Source organism: Pseudohongiella acticola (assembly GCF_001758195.1).
Taxonomy (GTDB): domain Bacteria; phylum Pseudomonadota; class Gammaproteobacteria; order Pseudomonadales; family Pseudohongiellaceae; genus Pseudohongiella; species Pseudohongiella acticola.
The window spans coordinates 2,732,367-2,750,652 of sequence record NZ_MASR01000001.1 but is presented as its reverse complement, the minus strand read 5'-3'; the positions used below and the strand labels follow the sequence as shown (position 1 = coordinate 2,750,652).

At 55.0% G+C, this 18,286-nt stretch carries 12 protein-coding genes; 10 read left to right on the top strand and 2 right to left on the bottom strand.

The features are described 5' to 3' along the window. Positions 1-7 precede the first annotated feature (7 nt). The 6 genes from PHACT_RS11865 to PHACT_RS11840 all read left to right on the top strand — a co-directional run bounded on the left by PHACT_RS11865 (position 8) and on the right by PHACT_RS11840 (position 7,429). Positions 8-1,720, top strand: a complete 1,713-nt coding sequence (locus PHACT_RS11865) for a hypothetical protein (protein ID WP_070117961.1) — start codon at positions 8-10, stop codon at positions 1,718-1,720. After that, entirely contained in the window at positions 1,717-2,670 is a 954-nt protein-coding gene (locus tag PHACT_RS11860) for an NAD-dependent epimerase/dehydratase family protein (protein ID WP_070117960.1), read from the top strand. Before PHACT_RS11865 ends, PHACT_RS11860 begins: the two co-directional genes overlap by 4 nt. Positions 2,671-2,673: 3 nt before the next feature. Beyond that, positions 2,674-4,008 (top strand): NAD(P)/FAD-dependent oxidoreductase, encoded by a 1,335-nt coding sequence (locus tag PHACT_RS11855; protein WP_070117959.1) that lies wholly within the window; start codon positions 2,674-2,676, stop codon positions 4,006-4,008. 11 nt (positions 4,009-4,019) lie between these two features. After that, on the top strand, positions 4,020-4,406 hold the full coding sequence (locus PHACT_RS11850) for a GtrA family protein (RefSeq protein WP_317622265.1): 387 nt from the start codon (positions 4,020-4,022) through the stop codon (positions 4,404-4,406). A 78-nt stretch (positions 4,407-4,484) separates the two neighbouring features. After that, the gene (locus PHACT_RS11845; RefSeq protein ID WP_070117957.1) at positions 4,485-5,471 is read left to right on the top strand and encodes a calcium/sodium antiporter; all 987 of its coding nucleotides are present in this window, start codon (positions 4,485-4,487) and stop codon (positions 5,469-5,471) included. Continuing rightward, positions 5,468-7,429, top strand: a complete 1,962-nt coding sequence (locus PHACT_RS11840) for a NosR/NirI family protein (RefSeq protein ID WP_070117956.1) — start codon at positions 5,468-5,470, stop codon at positions 7,427-7,429. The genes PHACT_RS11845 and PHACT_RS11840 overlap by 4 nt, the downstream gene beginning before the upstream one ends. A gap of 27 nt (positions 7,430-7,456) precedes the next feature. Here the strand turns inward: PHACT_RS11840 and PHACT_RS11835 are convergent, their stop codons facing one another. Next, positions 7,457-9,643: a TonB-dependent receptor gene (locus tag PHACT_RS11835; RefSeq protein WP_070117955.1), complete on the bottom strand. Its 2,187-nt coding sequence runs from the start codon at positions 9,641-9,643 to the stop codon at positions 7,457-7,459. A gap of 415 nt (positions 9,644-10,058) precedes the next feature. On the opposite strand from PHACT_RS11835, the gene PHACT_RS11830 reads away from it, so the two are divergent. Further along, positions 10,059-11,561, top strand: coding sequence for a DEAD/DEAH box helicase (locus PHACT_RS11830; protein WP_083264543.1), 1,503 nt, complete (start codon positions 10,059-10,061; stop codon positions 11,559-11,561). Positions 11,562-11,631: 70 nt separating this feature from the next. Here PHACT_RS11830 and PHACT_RS11825 read toward each other — a convergent pair whose 3' ends face one another. Then, the gene (locus PHACT_RS11825) at positions 11,632-12,903 is read right to left on the bottom strand and encodes a Glu/Leu/Phe/Val family dehydrogenase (protein WP_070117954.1); all 1,272 of its coding nucleotides are present in this window, start codon (positions 12,901-12,903) and stop codon (positions 11,632-11,634) included. A 202-nt stretch (positions 12,904-13,105) separates the two neighbouring features. Here PHACT_RS11825 and PHACT_RS11820 point away from each other — a divergent pair, with 202 nt between their 5' ends. Genes PHACT_RS11820 through PHACT_RS11810 form a run of 3 tightly spaced genes read left to right on the top strand, consistent with a single transcriptional unit; the run spans position 13,106 to position 18,268 of the window. Beyond that, entirely contained in the window at positions 13,106-15,412 is a 2,307-nt protein-coding gene (locus tag PHACT_RS11820) for a hybrid sensor histidine kinase/response regulator (RefSeq protein ID WP_070117953.1), read from the top strand. A gap of 27 nt (positions 15,413-15,439) precedes the next feature. Then, positions 15,440-17,584, top strand: coding sequence for an EAL domain-containing protein (locus tag PHACT_RS11815; protein ID WP_070118409.1), 2,145 nt, complete (start codon positions 15,440-15,442; stop codon positions 17,582-17,584). 3 nt (positions 17,585-17,587) lie between these two features. Next, on the top strand, positions 17,588-18,268 hold the full coding sequence (locus tag PHACT_RS11810; RefSeq protein WP_070117952.1) for a DUF3047 domain-containing protein: 681 nt from the start codon (positions 17,588-17,590) through the stop codon (positions 18,266-18,268). Positions 18,269-18,286 lie beyond the last annotated feature (18 nt).

The window sequence follows — 18,286 nt, the reverse complement described above, 5'->3', positions numbered from 1 at the left end:
AACAGGGATGCACCGCTTTTTTTCAGAGCAGGGACTGACGCGCACGGCCGCCGCACTGGCAGCACTGGTGGCCACCATTTTTGTTGTGCTGGCCATCACGGGCACAGTTCGCATGTACTCACCCGTGCCATTCTGGGATATGTGGGACGCAACCCTCAACTTTTATATTGCTATTAACGACGGTGCCAGCTGGCTGTGGTGGGCACAGCACAACGAACACCGCATTGTGCTGTCGCGCCTGCTGTTCTGGCTGGACTATCAATTCTTTGACGGCCTCAGCGTTTTCCTGCTGGCAATGAATTATGTCATCGTCGCGCTGGCTGTGCTGTTATTCTTTTATGTCAGCCGTGATCGCATGGCACACGAGTCTGCCCGCAACCATATCGTGTTTTTTGCTACCTGCTTCGTCACTGCCTGGCTGTATCAATGGATGCAGTATGAAAACCTGGCATGGGCATTCCAGAGTCAGTTTTTTCTGGCGCAGCTTGTACCGCTGTGTGCCTTGTACATACTGCATAGACCGGCCCGCAATAAACGGGCGCATCTGGCATTTGCCGCTGCCTGCCTGCTTGGTATCGCGTCCGCCGGCACAATGGCGAATGGCATTCTGGCGTTGCCATTGATGACAGCCTATGCCCTCGCGGCTCGCATGCGGCTGTGGCAGACGCTGACACTGGCAGTGCTGACTGCGGTCATTCTGGGGCTGTATTTTCACGATTACTTCTCTCCAGGCCACCATGGCTCTCTCACCGAAACGGTTTTGCAGCACCCACTGCAGCTCGCTCTGTATGTAGCCCTCTATCTTGGCAGTCCGTTTTACCACCTGTTCGGGACCGGAATAAGCGGCACTGCCGCAGCGGTTGTTTCGACCACACTGATGGCGGTGATTGCCTTCACTTGCCTGTTCCGGAGCTTGCGAAACCCGCGTGACAATGCCCTGCAACTGGCACTGGTGTTCTGTATAATTTATCTTGCAGGTACGGCAGTGGGTACAGGTGGCGGGCGCCTTATTTTCGGCGTGTACCAGGCCACCAGCTTTCGTTACACAACACCTGCCCTGATGGCCTGGGCCTGTGCCCTGATGCTGGTGCTGCCGTTGCTGTGGCAGGCATGGCGACGCTACCCGGTGATCAGTACCGGACTCATGATGTTGCTGCCAGCACTGATGCTCGTGCATCAGTTTGAAGCCGCTCGCGGTCAACAGGCGCTGGTGACCACACGCAATGTTGCCGCACTGGCGCTGGAACTGGGTGTCCGCGATGAGCCTCAGATACGTAATGTGCATGAGTTGTCAGTTGGCTTTTTGCGGATAGCCGACACCGCATCCCGGGAAAACCTGTCAGTTTTTGGCGTCTATCCCTGGCGGGACCTGAAGCAGACGCTTGGCCAACACATGCCCCAGACGCAATCGCCTGTTTGTCGCGGGCATCTGGATATTGTGTCTGACATCGACACCGATCCGGCTTACCTGCGCGTGCAGGGCTGGCTGCTAAACGATGAGGTCCAGGTGATCCCGGAGCTGATCACCATCACCGACGCCGGCGGGCAGATTGCTGGCTATGCACTGACAGGCATGCCCAGAAACGATGTGGCCGATGTGGTCGGGACACATGCCCGGTTATCCGGATTCCAGGGCTATGTCAGGTCCGAATTTGCCGGAGACGCGATCGTCCTTATCGCTGACACCGCTCGCTGTGAACTGCCAACGGAATTACCATGAAAGAGATTGATAAACACATCAGAATCGTACTCCCCGGCGGCGCCGGTCTGGTTGGCCAGAACCTGGTCGCCCGGCTGCGCGATCAGGGGTACCACAATATTGTTGTGCTCGATAAACATCAGGCAAATCTGCGGGTATTGCAGACAGTACAGACGGATATTATCTGTGAAGTCGCAGACCTTGCGCAGCCTGGCGCATGGCAGAACCATATTCGTGAAGCCGATGTGGTGGTCATGTTGCAGGCACAGATTGGCGGCATCGACTACGCAGACTTCCAGCGAAACAATGTCGACGCAACGCGGTTGATACTGGACACCCTCAAGGCGTGTCCGACAACACCTTACCTCGTCCACATCAGCTCATCAGTCGTAGAGTCAGTGGCCGATGACTTTTATACGCGCAGCAAAGGCGAACAGGAAACCATGGTTCTGGAAAGCGGCCTTGATTGCCCGATCCTGCGACCGACCCTGATGTTTGGCTGGTTCGATCGCAAACACCTGGGCTGGTTATCACGTTTTATGAAAAAGGTGCCGGTTTTCCCCATACCCGGGCACGGCCGCTATATGCGTCAACCACTGTACGTTGGGGATTTTTGTGACATCATCATCAGCTGCATTGAGTCACGACGCGGCCATGGTATCTACAACATTTCCGGTCATGAGAAAATCGATTACATTGACATGATCCGTGACATCAAAGCCGCAGTTGACGCGCGCACCCTGATTCTGCGCATTCCGTACTCTCTGTTTTATGCCTTGCTGTGGACGTGGGCACTGTTCGACCGGAACCCGCCTTTCACGACCCAGCAGCTGGCCGCACTGACCGCCAAAGACGAATTTGAGGTCATTGACTGGCCGACCCTTTTTGATGTGCCTTATACGCCATTCAAAAAAGCGATTCACGAAACCTTTAACGACTCGCGCTATAGCGATGTCGCCCTGGAGTTTTAGGACATGGAAGCGCCAACAGAAAAACCTGCCGACAAACGTGTTGCTGTCCTGGGCGCTGGCCCGATGGGGTTGGCGGTGGCCTATCAGTTGCTAAAGGAAGGTTATCAACCCATCGTCTTTGAGGCCGACGACCGACTCGGTGGCATGGCGGCAAGCTTCGACTTTGGGGGCTTGCAGATTGAACGTTATTATCACTTCCATTGCCTGTCAGATCACGGTCTGTTACAGATGCTTGACGAGCTTGGCATTGCCGATCGCATGCGCTGGACCGAAACCCGCATGGGTTACTGGTACCGTAATCAGCTGCAGGACTGGGGCAATCCACTGGCACTGCTGCGCTTTAAAGGCCTCAGTCTGGCGGCCAAAATCCGTTATGGTCTGCATGCCTTCGTATCAACCAAACGCACAGGCTGGCAGGACCTGGACCACAAAGACGCACGCCACTGGATACGGCGCTGGGTTGGGGATGAGGCGTGGCAGGCGGTCTGGCGCACGCTGTTTGATTACAAGTTTTACCACTATTCGGACAACCTGTCGGCTGCGTGGATCTGGAGCCGCATACATCGTGTGGGACGTTCGCGTACCAGTCTGATGCACGAATGCCTGGGTTATCTGGAAGGGGGATCGGAAACCCTCCTGCAGGCTCTGGCCGAAAAAATTACGACAGGTGGCGGCGAAATCCATCTAAGCACACCCGTTACGGAAGTGGTCATCAATGGCCATAAACTTGAAGGTCTGCGAGTGGCGACCAGCAGCGACCTGCAGTCGTTCGCACGTGTGGTCAGTACCATTCCACTGCCTTATGTGCCCAGGCTGATGCCCGGGCTGCCCGACGCTACCCGCGCGGCTTACGCCAGCCTGCGCAATATAGCTGTGGTCTGTATTATCGCCAAGTTAAGCAAGCCGGTGTCAGACAAGTTCTGGCTTAACATCAACGACCCGGAGATGGATATTCCTGGTCTGGTCGAGTACAGCAATCTGCATCCAATGCAGCATCATCTGGTTTACGTGCCGTTTTATCTGCCTGCTGAACATGCCAAGTACGCCGATAGCGATGACACCTTTATCCACAAAGTGCGCAGCTATCTCAAGAAGATTAACCCGCACCTGCAGGATAGCGATTTCATTGACATTCACGCCAGCCGCTATCGTTATGCCCAGCCGATTTGCGAACCCGGATTTAGCGACCGGTTGCCGCCGGCAAAGCTGCCCATTGAAGGCTTGTGGGTGGCTGACACCTCACACTATTATCCCAGCGACCGGGGCATCTCCGAGAGCATGGAGTTTGGTCGACAACTGGCTCGCGAGGTACGGGCCGACACCGGGCCTGACTCATGATTCAGCCATTCATGTCACGACAGTTTCTCGCCTTTCTACTGACCGGTGGTACCGCGGCGCTGGTCAATTTTGTGACCCGCATCATCTACAATATGTGGGTGGGATTTTCGACTGCCGTTGTACTGGCTTACCTTACCGGCATGGTGACCGCTTACGTACTGGCTCGAATCTTCGTTTTCAAAGTGAGTACACAAACCCTGCAACGCTCAATCCTGCTGTTTGCCCTGGTCAACCTGCTCGCTATCGTGCAGACCTGGGCTGTCAGTCTGCTGATGGCCTACAGCGTACTTCCCACCTTGGGTGTGTCGCTGTTCAGACTCGAAATTGCTCACGCTGTTGGTATCGTGATTCCTGTGTTTACCAGCTTTTTAGGGCACAAGTACTGGTCTTTCCGCTGACAATCGCTAGAATAAGCGCGTTGGCGACTGTCTCAGGTCGCCCCGCATTATTCACTGACCATTGTGTGGAACAATCACATGCTGTTTGCGCTGTTGGCAATTGCGATCGGACTCATCATTCTGGTGTGGAGTGCCGACCGGTTTGTTGAAGGCGCCGCAGTAACGGCACGGCATTTTAATATCCCACCGTTGATCATTGGCATGGTGATCATTGGCTTCGGCACGTCTGCGCCGGAAATGGTAGTGTCGGCACTGGCCTCATGGCAGGGAAATCCCGGCATCGCCCTGGGCAACGCCTATGGCTCCAACATCACCAACATAGCCTTGATTCTGGGCATTACTGCCCTGATCAGCCCCATTCTCGTTGATTCTCAGGTACTGCGCCGGACGCTGCCGATACTGACGCTGGTAACGCTGCTGGCGGCCTGGCAATTGCTTGATGACTTCATCAGTCGCACGGACGCCCTGGTCCTGCTGGGCGTTTTTGCTGCCATCATGACGTGGACCGTGGTCCAGGGCCGCCGCGACCAGAATTCTGCCTGCCCTGACTCGCTGAGCGGCGACGTTGTGGCTGAGCTCGACACCCGAACGTTGCCACTTCGTAAAGCGGTCATGTGGACAGTGATCGGGCTGGTGTTATTGATTGCGAGCTCACGCATTCTGGTCTGGGGCGCGGTTACCATCGCGCAGAGCGTCGGCGTCAGTGACCTGATTATTGGCCTGACCGTTATTGCCGTCGGTACCTCGCTGCCTGAGCTTGCCTCATCCGTCATCGCCGCGCGCAAAGGTGAGCACGATATGGCACTGGGCAATATCCTCGGCTCGAATCTGTTCAATACGCTGGCAGTGGTGGGCATTGCCGGCGTCATCCACCCCATGGGTGTCGGCCACGAAGTGCTGACCCGGGACATGGCAGTGATGGCAGGACTTACTGTGTCACTGTTTGTATTAGGTTACGGTTTCAAAAGCCAGGGGCGCATCAGTCGTCCGGAAGGAGTGATACTGATGCTGGTTTACGCAGCTTATACCGCGTGGTTGGTTCGTAGCGTTGTTGTCGCCGCATGACACGACAACTGCAATTGGCGACCCTGTTTATAGCCCTGCTGGTGAGCGCCAGTGCCGTGTTTGCCCAGACCCCTTTCAGTCGAGAGGTTGACGAACTCCTTCTGCAACAGGTCATGCCTGCGGCCGACCGGTTCAGCGCAAAAGCAGGCACTCCGCCGGTGTTCACTGCGTTCGCTGCTGACCCCGCTACCGGCAACGAAACCGTGATTGGTTACGTTTTTCAGACCTCTGACTTGCCGCCTGAAGAAATTGGTTTCAGTTCAACCATCGATGTACTTGTGGGTCTGAATACCGCTGCCACCGTGACTGCAATCAAGGTGCTGGATTACAACGAATCGTTCAGGTCCAGTCGCGGCGACTTCCTCTCCATACGCCCATTTCAGGAACAGTTCCGGCGCAAACCTTTAACAGATTCGTTTCGGGTAGGGCGCGACATTGATGGTGTATCACGCGCCACCATCAGCAGCTGGGCTGCCACACGAGGAGTCTATAATGCAGCTCGACGCGTGGCGCAATCCTACCTCGCCAGCAGTGGCTTTTCTGCGGCCGCTGATACTACCAGCAATGCAAGGGAACACCTGGCACCGTTGAGCTGGGAGGACATGATAACGCAGGGTCAGATCCAGGTCATGAATGCCCGCCTGCCCGATGAAACTGTGCTGTCTTTGTCATTTGCCTATATGGGCCATGAAGTGCTGGGCGAGATTCTGGTTGGCAATGATGCCTACTCCCGTGCCGAGCGCGATGCCAGCGGTCGCTTTGACGATGGAAAATTGATGCTGGTCGGCATCGGCGGCAATGCGTCTGAACCCTTCCGTCAGGAGCGGTTTTCGATCCAGCAGGGAGATGTCGTTTTTCCCATGCCGCGACGGCAGACGGTCTACGCCGGCAGTGCCGATCAGGGCAGGATTGCTGGCCAGGCCAACTTTGCCGTTGCCATGATTCTCGCACCAGAGCTGGATCTTGCGCAACCGTTTACCGTCTACTACGACCCGCAAAACGGCGAACTACCTTACTCGATCGATATCACCTTGCAGGGCATTGCGCTGGACCTGGCATTGGGGCGTGACATTCGGGCTCCGGGCGACGTGGCCCCTGAAGACATGATGCAGGCGTCTGCCGGCGGGCTGTTAACTGACATCAACTGGACCCGGGTTCTGCCGTTGACTCTACTGTTGGGGTTGGTGATGACAGCCTTCCTGCGCAAGGATGCCAGGCTGCGCTGGCTCGCGCTCAGTATTACGCTGGTTTATCTGGGCTTTATCAACGGTGGTTTCCTGTCAGTCTCCCACATCACCAATACCATCAAACTGGGGCCGTCAATGATACTTAGCGACCTGCCGCTGTTGATGATCGTGGCGTTCACGCTGATCACCACACTGATCTGGGGACGGGTGTTCTGTTCCTCACTATGCCCCTTCGGTGCCTTGCAGGACATACTCTCCCGCTTTGTACCCAAAGGCTGGCAGCGCACCGTGCCAGCCTATATTCACGACAGGGCGCTGTATTTGAAGTACATCATTCTGGCGCTGATCATCCTCATGGCGCTGGTGCAAAGCGATGTCAGCATTTTTCAGTACTTTGAACCGTTTGGCACCCTGTTTTTCTACAGCACATCGGTTGTGTTATGGATCATTCTGATTGCAATTGTGCTGGCGTCGGCAGTCGTCAAGCGCTTCTACTGCCGTTACATGTGTCCGCTGGGTGCGGCGCTGGGAGTAATGTCCCTGATCAGCCTGCGTCGGATCAGACGCGTACCACAATGCACTGTGTGCAAAGTCTGCGAACACGCCTGCCCGACCGGTGCCATTCGTAACGAACAGATTGATTTCAAGGAATGTGTGCGTTGTGATATCTGTGAAAGCAAGTTGATTGCTAAAGCGGGGGTCTGTAAGCACAGCGTGGAATCGTTGACGGCACGCGGGGTACAACTGTTGCCAGTCAATCAACTTGATTGACTGGCAACAGCAAACGGACCGGCAGCGTCAGAACGTGCCGTTGATCTTGATGGACACCACTCGCGCAGCATCAGTGCAATAATTTTCGATCTCCGAGATCACACCACCGCTGATACGACCATCAAAGCGCGTGCGCTCACGACACTGGATATTGTTAGTGGCGTTACGCGCATCAAAGCGTATCCGGATATTGCCAGGTGTCACGTATTCCAGAAACGCACTGACATTCGGGTCACCGGAGCTGCGCTCGATATTATCGATATCATAACGCTTCATGTTGCCATCAAAACGGTTATTCCAGTTCATGCCGTAATTGATTCTGAGTGACGGCAGGTCATGACGGAAACCGAGCTGGAAACGCCCACGCTCAAATCCTTCAAAACGACGATCAATACCCAGGAACGGGTCGGTGATCTCAGAGTCTTTAACCTCAAGACTCGATATGATCATCAGGTCAGGCAAATTGATCATGTTCATGCGAACGCTGCCGTTCAATCGCAAACCATACATGTCGCCATCGCCGATATTGCCATTGGCGGAAACCGGATCACCGGCTGTTGCCGATACGTCAATGCGCTCAATGACATCGATATGCTGCATATAGAATACGCTGCCGTCGATCACACCGAGGTCATTGGGCAGGCGGTATTCAGCACCCAAATCAAAATTCCACACCTGCTCCTGTCGCAGGTTGGTATTCCCCGCCATGGTTTCGGCATCATCATCACGCATATCGCTGGAAGCAACAAAATCCGAGAAGCTTAACTGGCGCACCGCTTTGGTCGCAGTCGCACGCAGTTGTTTGCCATTACCCAGGTCATAACGCAAATCAAGTTTTGGTTTGAAAAAGCCAAAATCACGCTGATTGTAGACATCACCGGTCTGGGTAATTTCAGACGCTTCGTAGATCAGCGAGCTCTCCAGCGTCATGCGTGCATTAATTTGCCAGTTGTGCACCGCAAACGGCTCATAACGGATTTCCTCAACCGTAGAATTGGCATTGCTGACAGCAACAGGCGTCAATCCGCCAAAGTTGTCATTACCGGGACCAGCGCCCGGCTGACCCAGTCGCAACATTGAATCCAGCGTGGTTTGTGCCCGCTCCACACCCAGCTCCAGGTCCTGGCCGTCGGTCAAGCCCAGAGAATAGGAGGTACGGACAATACGTTCGGTGGTGGTGGCATCAGAATTGAGGAACAAATCCTTTTCCTCATTGCCATTGCCTTCGCGGGCAAAACGCTCACGCGTAAATTCTTCATTTTTTTCGTTAGCGATAAAAAGTATCTTGAAGCGATGGTTGTTACTGAACACACGTTCGTAATCACCACCAATCTCCCAGTTGTCATTAACTCCCGGAATGACTTCGCGTTCAAAGACTGTTTCTGGCGGGCTGACCGTGAGGTCGGTAATGCGCCGCTCGACATCCACGGTATTGTCATAATCCGAATACAACATGTTCAGTCGAACACTACTATCGGCGCTGATTTCGTATGCCAGATTGGCGGCGTAGCCATAGGTGTACTGATCCCGTGTACGTTCTTCGCTGATGCTGTCATTCGGCGAAAAATCCCCCAACACACTACTCTCGGTGCTGGGCCGATAGTCATGACGGGGTTCAGCTTCAACACTGAGTAGATAGGTGAAACCACCCTGCTGGCCGTTCATCGCGATTTTGCCACCCGGCTGCACATGTCCGTCCATATAGCGGTCAGTGTTAACCTCGTACGAGAATGACCGGCTGGACATGGCTTCAGTCAGTATAATATTGACGATCTGATCCGCACGCACGTCAAGCTCAGCGGATGTACCCCGAATCAACTCAATGTGACTGACCTTGTCAGCGGGAATGCGAGCCAATTGGCTGCTCGCTTCGTTACTCTTGCCAGCCACACGTTTGCCGTCAATCAGGATCTGGTTGCCACCGCCGCCACCCAGCCCGCGGCCGCCACTGGAGCGGCCAAAGTTACTGCCCGTGGCTGAACCCACACCAGGAATGCGATTAATCATGTCCTGCGCAGTAACGGGCGCCCATTGTTGAAAGTAGGTAGCCGGATAGGTAACCGTTGAATCTTCGGTGCCTTCGGCGTTCTGGGCCAGACTCACTGGCGCAGCAACAAACAGGCCCAGGCTGAGGACAGACGCGGATAGCGTGCGCGAAAACGCGCGGGGAACACCCCCGGCACGACCGATCTTAGGGAAAACGACTGATTTCATTAGACAAATGCTCTTGCTTTTTATTGGTTTTGGTACAACCGGGTGATATTAATATGCATATTAGGGGCGGTACGGTAAGCAATATTGCTGCATCAGGCAATGAATTTATTGCCGCTAATTGTGACAAAGTATCTATTTGGCTGGAAACGCGCTACAATCCCGGTTCTGCAATTCTGCATTACACGTACCCGCCCTGTCGGGTACCTGTCACTTATGTGGACTGGTCCTAACGTCATGTCGGCGTCAACGGACAACCATCCACACTGGCGTGCTCACCTCAGGATCTCACTGAAATCTCATTTCAGCCGCGGTTCAGAACGTGTTCACAATAGATTTTCAAGTGTTCACATTACAGGTGTATCAAGAGCCGACAACACAACCAACGTCGCTCTTCTTAGAGACCAATAGGAATTCAATGAGTTTTGATAATCTGGGCCTTTCCGAAGGCCTGCTGAAAGCATTGGCTGATCAGCAATATACTACCCCGACTCCCATCCAGGCTCAGGCCATCCCCGCCATTTTGAACGGCGCCGATGTCATGGCATCAGCGCAGACTGGCACCGGTAAAACCGCAGGCTTCACCCTGCCCCTGCTGCAGAAACTGGATGGCGGCGAACGCACCCGCGGCGGACAGATTCGCGCCCTGATACTGACGCCTACGCGCGAACTGGCGGCGCAGGTTCATGACAGCCTGAAAACATATGGCAAATACCAGAAGGTACGCTCAGCCGTGATCTTTGGTGGCGTCAAAATCAACCCGCAAATGATGATTCTGCGCGGCGGACTCGACGTTCTGGTGGCGACCCCCGGGCGCCTGATGGACCTTTATCAGCAGAATGCAGTCCGTTTTGACCAACTTGAAGTGCTGGTACTGGATGAAGCTGACCGCATGCTGGACATGGGTTTCATCCGTGATATCAAAAAAATTCTCGCGCTGCTGCCACCGAAACGACAGAATCTGCTGTTCTCGGCGACGTTCTCCGGTGAGATCCGGGAACTGGCCAAGGGCCTGCTTCACAACCCGGTACAGATCAATGTTGCACCGCTCAATACAACAGCAGATCGGGTTACCCAGACCCTGCATCCGGTCGACAAGTCGCGCAAGACAGAACTGCTCAGCCACCTGATCCGCACTAACAGCTGGTACCAGGTCCTGGTTTTCAGTCGTACTAAACATGGTGCCAACAAACTGGTACAGATGCTGGAACGTGATGGCATCAACGCCGGCGCCATTCATGGCAACAAAAGCCAGGCTCAACGGACCAAGGTTCTGCACCAGTTCAAAAACGGAGAACTGCAGGTGCTGGTAGCCACGGACATCGCGGCACGCGGCATCGACATAGATCAGCTGCCTCACGTCATCAACTACGATTTGCCTGATGTACCGGAAGACTATGTCCATCGCATCGGCCGTACTGCACGTGCGGGCGCCGAAGGCACGGCCATTTCGTTGCTCAGCGGTGATCAGCTGAAGCAGTTGAAGCAGATTGAGCGAGTGTTGAAGACCACCATGAAACGCGAAGTGGTGCCTGGCTTTGAGTTGCGGGAACGCCTGGAAGATGTCAAGGACACCGAAACCCGTCGACCGCAGCAACGTCGCGGCCAGGGCAACGGCCGACCAGGAAGTGCCCGCCAGGGGCAAAACGCGGGTCGCCCGGGTTCGGGACGTTCAGCGTCCGCCCGCAACAGCTCACCACGGTCTTCGAATAATCGCCAGCAGCAAGCGCCTATGCAGAACAGTGGCAGTAGCGATTATCGCGAGGAAGAACGCCTGCAGCGTAATGGCAATACCACGTTTGATGGTGACCGCCCGGTCGCTGCCAAACCGCGGGGGCAGCGACCCGCGCGGAGCAACGGCAACAATCAGAACACCAGGTCGCGTCGCAGCGAAGGCGCCAAGCTGGTGTCTACCTGGTAACAGCATAAGGTCCATGGGATCGTCGCCGCGCAAAGCACGGCAACGATCCCATGCCCGCTGGGCGCCACAATCACGGACAGAAATAATCCTGCGTGCCGTGTGCTTTTATCGCATCGGCGATGCGCTCCAGTCCTAACACATAGGCTGCGGTCCGCAGGCTGATGTCCTTTTTCTGCGCAAGACTCCAGACCGCACTGCTGCCTTGCTCCATGATCGGCCGCAGTTTTTGTTGCACTTCATCTTCCGTCCAGTAGAAACCCTGCCTGTTCTGAACCCATTCGAAATAAGACACCGTGACGCCCCCGGCGTTTGCCAGAATATCCGGAATCACGGTCACGCCGTTTTTTTCCAGCACACTGTCTGCCTCCGCCGTCACTGGTCCATTGGCGAGCTCCATAATGACCGATGCCTTGATGCTGCCGGCATTGTCGCGGGTAATCTGATCTTCCAGCGCGGCAGGCACCAACAGGTCACACTCCAGCGCAAACATCTCATCCTGCGTCAGGGTTTTTATGTCACTACCGGAGATCTGCTTGGCATAATCAGTCACCGAACCGCGCTCTTTCTTGATGTTCGCCAGTTTCTGCAGGTCCAGACCGGTTTTATCGTATACACAACCACCCGTATCCGACACCGCAATAACTTTCCAGCCATCTTGGTGCAGCAGGCTGGCTATTGTTGCCCCTGCATTGCCAAAGCCCTGGACAATTGCACGCTTTTCGCAGTTCTCCAGGCCAATTTCGGACAACAGGTTTTTCAATACATAAAAACCACCTTTTGCAGTCGCATCGTCTCGCCCCAGAGACCCGCCTAATGGAATCGGTTTGCCGGTGATCACTGCCGGACAGGGATAACCCACAAGGCTTGAGTACTCATCAGCCATCCAGCCCATGATCCTGGCATTGGTATACACATCAGGCGCCGGAATGTCGCGGTCCGGCCCAATCATGCTGGAAAAGGCATGCACATAGGCGCGAGACAAGCGTTCCAGTTCTCGCCTCGACAGCTCGCGTGGATCGACGCGAATCGCACCCTTGCCACCACCGTAAGGGAGGTTGACAACGGCACACTTGAACGTCATCCAGAACGCCAGTGTCACCACCTCCTCCAGATTTGCCTCTGGATGAAAGCGGATACCGCCCTTGGTTGGCCCCCGGGTATCGTCGTAGCGACAACGCCAGGCCTCGAAGGAGCGCCGTTTACCATTGTCCATGCGCACGCTGATGCGCGCAGTCAGCACTTCCTTGGGGAAATTCAGGGCCTCCAGCACTTCCTCTGGCACCTCGGTATGGCGGGCTGCCATTTTCAGCTGGCTCAATGCACCTTGCAGGGTATCCGACATAAGACTCTCCATAGTTTAAACCCGTTTAATGTCCAGTGACGGGTATTGATCAATATCAGGGGTATCATAGCTCGACCGACAACCGCCTGCATCTTTGCGTAAGGCAGTACAGACTGCTCACTTTCAAGTTTGCTACACTGGTTTATCAACGAGCCGCTGACGGGCATCTGCAGCCAGCGGCAGGCGCAACAGGTTACACCATATGCAACATAGACGTGTTTTTAAGGTCGGCAGTATTTTCGGCGCGTTGCTGATACTGTTGCTGGATGCAGCTACTCCCCTGGGATTCACTCATGGCGATCTGTATTTGCTGAGCATCATTCTGGCAGCGCTGTCCGGAAATCGTCGTTTCCTGATTGCCATGACGTTGGCGAGCATTGTTTTCATCATCGCGGGCTCGTTCATATCATCGGCGGGGCTGCCATTCGCCTATTGGGCCAGCAATCGCACCATATCCATCCTGGAAATATGTCTCATTGCAGGTCTGTGCGCCTATATCATGCGACGCATACATGGTCTGCGCGACGATATCAACGCGCTGGCAGTTAGTCGCCAAACCCTGCAGAACCTGATTCCGACACCTGACGATCCGCTTGCGCCATTTCAGCACCCACAACAGTTTCAACTGTTCGCCGATGCCATACCGCAGATCATCTGGACGGCAACCAGCGACGGCCGTATTGACTATATCAACCGGGCACTGGATCAGTTCACAGGACAGTCCCGGGAAACGTTGATTGCAGGCCAATTGCTGTCGACGCTTATTCACCCTGACGACCTGAGCCAGCTGCGGGCACGATGGCTTGACGCCGTGCAGCACAAGGACAGTTATGACCTTGAGTGCAGAGTGCGCCGCCATGATGGCGCCTGGCGCTGGCATTTGCTGCAGGGTGCCCCCGTTAGGGATGGAGACGGCAATATTGTTAAATGGTCAGGCTCAGCCATCGATATCCATGATATTCGGGTTTACGCCGAGCGTTTTGAACATGTAACCAAAGCCACTGTCGACGCTATCTCGGATTGGGACATTCAGGCCGATCAGATCTGGTGGAACCAGGGCGTGACCAATTTATTCGGCTACTCGCGAGAAGAGATGATGGCAAAACCGAGCAGCTGGACTGAGCGCCTGCACCCTGAGGACAGGGAACAGGCACTGGCCACGATCTACCAGACCCTGAACTCCGGGCGAGAGCGGCACCACTATCAGTACCGCTTTGTCCGCAAGGACGGCTCCATTGCTATCGTGCAAGAACATGGCTTTGTCATACGGGATAAAGAGGGCGTCGCCATCAGGTTGATCGCTGGCATGACCGACATCACCCAGAAACGCCAACTGGAGGAACAGCTCAGCCATGCACAACGCCTGCAGACAGTGGGAGAACTGACCGGTGGCGTTGCCCATGATTTCAACAATCTGCTTACCGTGATTCAGGGCAACGCCGAACTACTAAAGGAAGACTCGACGCTGAATGCCGACCAACAGCCTCTGGTCGACATGATCAACGATGCCAGTCAGCGTGCCGCTGATCTGGTGCAGCGCTTGCTTGCTTTCGCTCGAAAGCAGCCGTTAACACCAAAGGCAACCGACATCGCCTCTCTCATCCGTGATATTCAGCCACTGGTCCGACAGGCAGTTCCGGAACGTATCACTATAAACCTGATTACCGAACCCGAATTGCCAATGGTGACAATCGATCCGCCGCAATTTGAGAGCGCTGTTTTGAACCTTTGTCTCAATGCCCGGGACGCCATGCCCGGCCAGGGCAAATTGCTGCTGGAAGTTGGCCACTGCGAACTGGACTCCGACAATACAGAGCTGCATGCTGAAGCAAGGGCTGGTCACTATGTTACGATCTCAGTCAGTGACACTGGCACGGGAATGAGCGCAGACGTTCAAGCCAGGGCCTTTGACCCATTTTTTACTACCAAAACCTATGGCCAGGGCTCAGGGCTCGGTTTAAGCATGGCATACGGGTTCATCAGGCAATCCGGAGGGCATGTTTCTCTCTATTCAGAACCCGATAATGGCACCACCGTTCGCATGTATCTTCCTGTCGGCTCTGATCCAACAACCCTATCGGGTCTGAGTAGCCGGCAAGATCATCTATCGGGCAACGATGTCGTTCTGGGTACTGGCAAGGTTCTGCTGGTTGAAGACGAGCCCTTGGTCAGGCATTATGCAGAGAAGCAATTTAAGGCGCTCGGGTTCGAGACCTTGAGTGCCGCCAATGGCAGCGATGCATTGACCTTGATGCAGCAAACTGATCATGTTGACCTACTGTTCACCGACGTCATGATGGGTGACGGCATGAACGGGCCCGAGCTGGCCAAAGCGGCTAAAAAGCTGCAGCCTGACCTTCATGTCCTGTTCACTTCCGGTTACACCAGAAACGCCATGCTGCGCCAGGGTCGCCTGCAGCCTGACACGCACCTGCTGAGCAAACCATGGCGACGCGACGACCTGTTGGAGAAGCTCAAAGCCATGCAGCAAGACTCGGCCGGCTCCTGACACCGTGCGACTCGAGAGATGTTGGAAATGACACGTTTACTGATTCTCGATGATGATCCGCTTACCGGGCAGACGATTGCCAATATCGCTGCAACGGCTGGTGTCGACGCGAAATATGTCGATGATCCGGCACTGTTTTTCAATCAGATACGGGACTGGCAACCACATTTTATTGCGCTGGACCTGATCATGCCTGGAATGGACGGCGTTCAGGTGATGGCCGAGCTCGCCCGTCTGGAATGTCATGCCGAAATCATCATTTCCAGCGGCGTCGGCGGCCGCGTGCTTGACGCCGCGGCAAGGTCCGCAGCAGAGCACGGGCTTAATATCATTGGCGTGCTGGCAAAACCGTTCTCACCTGCACGTTTGCGGGCGCTATTGAATCATGAGACCAATTCGGAAGGTACCGCCCCGGCTATGGCCGGTGCGATGTCTGCAGAGCCAATTCCGCAAGACAAGATAAGCCGGGAAGATCTGCTACAGGCAATTGAACAGCAACAGATCACGCTGGCCTATCAACCTAAAATAAATTGCCGCACCAGCCTGCTGGCAGGATTTGAAGCGCTCGCCCGCTGGAATCATCCGGCACTGGGCCCGGTCGGCCCGGACCGTTTTATTCCTTTGGCCGAACATTACGGTCTGATCGACCAGTTGACCGAATCCGTCATGATACAGGCCCTGCGCTGGCTGGCTCACCTGCCCCGGTCACTGGATGAATCCGTTGAATACGACTACCTGCGCCGTCGGTTGCGGGAAATCACACTGTCGATCAATATTTCCGCCAGCTCACTGAACAACACCGACCTGTTCGAGCGCATGGCCGAGTACTGCCAGAGCATGGGCATTCACCCTGAACGACTGATCTTTGAGCTGACCGAGTCCTGTGCCATGGAAGACCCGACCAGCTCGCTGGACATTCTGACCCGACTGCGAATGAAAGGTTTCCATTTGTCCATTGATGATTTTGGCACGGGTTACTCTTCCATGCTGCAGCTGGCGCGATTGCCATTCTCGGAAATCAAGATCGATAAATCGTTTGTCATGACGGCTGCTGCCTCAAAAGAATCGCGCACGGTTATCAAAACCATTATTGAGCTCGGCCATGGCCTGGGCCTGTATACCTCAGCCGAAGGAATCGAAAGCGACGAAACCCTGGAGTACCTCCGCAGTATTGGGTGTGACCTGGCACAAGGTTATGCAATCGCCCGCCCGATGGCTCCCGAAGCCGTGTTGCAATGGTTGAGCGGCGGTCGCCTGTCTGACGAATCCAGCCGCATGAAGGTACTGCGCTCGCTTAACATACTGGACACGCGCCCGGATGAACGCTTTGACCGCATTACACGGCTGGCAGCTCGCCTGTTTCGCGTCCCAATCGCCCTGTTTACTCTGGTCGATACCAATCGGCAGTGGTTTAAATCCAATCTGGGCCTGAATGCGAAGGAAACGGCTCGCGACATTTCATTCTGCACATACGCAATTGAACAGGAAGACGTCATGGTCGTGCCGGATGCGACACTTGATCCGATTTTCGAAAATAATCCATTGGTTCTGCAGGAGCCCAACATCCGGTTCTACGCCGGCTGCCCGGTGCATGCCGACACCGGCAGTCGGCTAGGAACCCTGTGCCTGATAGACAGGGAACCGCGTGATTTTTCCAAACACGACAAATCGGTGCTACGTCATACAGCCCAGATGATCGAGAACGAACTGACGGCTGATTTTCTGGCACATGCCGATCCGTTGACAGACATGCTTAATCGACGAGGTTTTGATTCCAGAGCACACGAAGCACTTGCCCTGTGTCATGATGCTGAACTGCAGGCATGCCTGTTTCTGTTCGACCTGGTAGACTTTAAGTCCTTTAATGAACGCCACGGCCCGGCTGCAGGTGACAAGGCATTGATGGAATTCAGCAGCCTGCTACGCGAGACATTTCGCGGCTCGGACCTGATTGCACGCTACGGTGATGATGATTTTGTCGTCCTGATGATCGATATTGAGGCGCTGGGTCCGGACGCGGCACTTAAACGATTCCGGACCATCGCAAAGGCGATCAAGCAACCGTTGCCGATCAGCTACAATGCGGGCTGGGCGCTTCTCGAACATCCAAAAGACAGCCTGCAGCAAATGGTCCTGCGCGCCAGTGACCGAATGCATACCGAGGAACCGTAAGCCATGGGAGCAAAACTCAGCTGTGCTGTCGCGAGCCTGAGCGCGGCGCTCGTTGTCAGCATCCCTGCTGCTGGCAACGAACTGAATGTCAGCGATTTCAGCAACTGGGACGAACGCAGCTTCAACGCCAACACGCAATACACCGTCACCACTGATGCCAGGCAGATCACAATACTGAGCGCCGAGACCGAGGGAAACGCCAGTGCTTTTTATCGCCAGAGCCACATTGATCTCAGTGTCACTCCCTGCCTTAGCTGGCGCTGGCGCTGGCGCATCAAGGCAACCGCACCCGCCAGTCTTAACGAACGCGCCAAAAGTGGCGATGATTTTGCTGCTCGCGTTTACGTTGTAAAGCGCGGTGGACTGGCGTTCTGGCGCACCAAAACCATCAATTATGTGTGGTCGGCATCGCAGGCCGTTGGTCAGCGCTGGCCCAATGCCTATGCCGGTGACAACGCCACAATGTGGGCTGTAAGCAGTGGCAACAGCAACGCCGGGCAATGGACAAGCCACAGCCGCGACATTCAGCAGGACTGGAATCATGCATTCTCTGAAGACATCGATCATCTGGATGGCATTGCTGTGATGACAGATGGCGATGACAGCAACAGCACACTCAGCGCCGACTACGCAGACCTGCGCTTCACGGCCAGAAACAGCGATGGATCATGCCCGCGCAGTTGACCTGCTATAAACCCGCGT

What these genes read in the sequence shown, in the direction of transcription:
- PHACT_RS11840 (WP_070117956.1), top strand. Translation starts at nt 5,468, where the DNA reads ATGACACGACAACTGCAATTGGCGACCCTGTTTATAGCCCTGCTGGTG.
- PHACT_RS11810 (WP_070117952.1), top strand. Translation starts at nt 17,588, where the DNA reads ATGGGAGCAAAACTCAGCTGTGCTGTCGCGAGCCTGAGCGCGGCGCTC.
- PHACT_RS11855 (WP_070117959.1), top strand. Translation starts at nt 2,674, where the DNA reads ATGGAAGCGCCAACAGAAAAACCTGCCGACAAACGTGTTGCTGTCCTG.
- PHACT_RS11820 (WP_070117953.1), top strand. Translation starts at nt 13,106, where the DNA reads ATGCAACATAGACGTGTTTTTAAGGTCGGCAGTATTTTCGGCGCGTTG.
- PHACT_RS11825 (WP_070117954.1), bottom strand. Translation starts at nt 12,903, where the DNA reads ATGTCGGATACCCTGCAAGGTGCATTGAGCCAGCTGAAAATGGCAGCC.
- PHACT_RS11850 (WP_317622265.1), top strand. Translation starts at nt 4,020, where the DNA reads ATGTCACGACAGTTTCTCGCCTTTCTACTGACCGGTGGTACCGCGGCG.
- PHACT_RS11845 (WP_070117957.1), top strand. Translation starts at nt 4,485, where the DNA reads ATGCTGTTTGCGCTGTTGGCAATTGCGATCGGACTCATCATTCTGGTG.
- PHACT_RS11860 (WP_070117960.1), top strand. Translation starts at nt 1,717, where the DNA reads ATGAAAGAGATTGATAAACACATCAGAATCGTACTCCCCGGCGGCGCC.
- PHACT_RS11865 (WP_070117961.1), top strand. Translation starts at nt 8, where the DNA reads ATGCACCGCTTTTTTTCAGAGCAGGGACTGACGCGCACGGCCGCCGCA.
- PHACT_RS11835 (WP_070117955.1), bottom strand. Translation starts at nt 9,643, where the DNA reads ATGAAATCAGTCGTTTTCCCTAAGATCGGTCGTGCCGGGGGTGTTCCC.
- PHACT_RS11815 (WP_070118409.1), top strand. Translation starts at nt 15,440, where the DNA reads ATGACACGTTTACTGATTCTCGATGATGATCCGCTTACCGGGCAGACG.
- PHACT_RS11830 (WP_083264543.1), top strand. Translation starts at nt 10,059, where the DNA reads ATGAGTTTTGATAATCTGGGCCTTTCCGAAGGCCTGCTGAAAGCATTG.